The organism is Pseudomonas sp. 1152_12 (genome assembly GCF_052850675.1).
The window spans coordinates 1-857 of record NZ_VXCW01000050.1; the positions used below are offsets into that span (position 1 = coordinate 1).

Below are 857 nucleotides of genomic sequence, written 5' to 3' on the forward strand. Positions count from 1 at the left end.
GGCGCCAACGCCGGCCACGCCACCGAAGCCAATATGGACCGCCTCGACGGTGCCGGCGCTGCCGCCGCCATCGAAGCCCGCGCCGTCACCGCCAGTGACTCCGCCGCCATCGTGCGCGCCAAAGCCGCCCTGGACAAACTCGACGTCGCCGAAGGCCTCGCCGAGCTGGAAGGCTCCGCCGCCCGCGTCGCCGTTGACGAAAAGCGCATGATCAACTGCCGCGCCGACCTCAACCAACTCGTGCCCTTCAAGTACGACTGGGCCTGGCAGAAGTACCTCGACGGCTGCGCCAACCACTGGATGCCGCAAGAGGTCAACATGACCGCCGACATCGCCCTGTGGAAAACCCCCGAAGGCCTGACCGACGACGAACGCCGCATCGTCATGCGCAACCTCGGCTTCTTCTCCACTGCCGACTCCCTGGTTGCCAACAACCTGGTCCTGGCCGTGTACCGCCTGATCACCAACCCGGAGTGCCGCCAGTACATCCTGCGCCAGGCCTTCGAAGAAGCGATCCACACCCACGCCTACCAGTACTGCATCGAATCGCTGGCCATGGATGAAGGCGAGATCTTCAACATGTACCACGAGATCCCATCGGTGGCCAAAAAGGCCGCCTGGGGCCTGAAGTACACCCGTTCGATCTCCGATCCGAAGTTCGAAACCGGCACCGTCGAAACCGACAAAGAACTGCTGCGCAACCTGGTCGCCTACTACTGCGTCCTCGAAGGCATCTTCTTCTACTGCGGCTTCACCCAAATCCTGTCCATGGGCCGCCGCAACAAAATGACCGGCGTCGCCGAACAGTTCCAGTACATCCTGCGCGACGAGTCGATGCACCTGAACTTCGGTATCGA

The 857-nt window shown here is 62.8% G+C and carries 1 protein-coding gene; it reads left to right on the plus strand.

Features of this window, described 5'->3' with window-relative positions:
• Positions 1-33: 33 nt before the first annotated feature.
• Positions 34-857: ribonucleotide-diphosphate reductase subunit beta (locus FW764_RS28055; protein ID WP_446436719.1), on the plus strand; the 824-nt coding region annotated here is incomplete at its 3' end.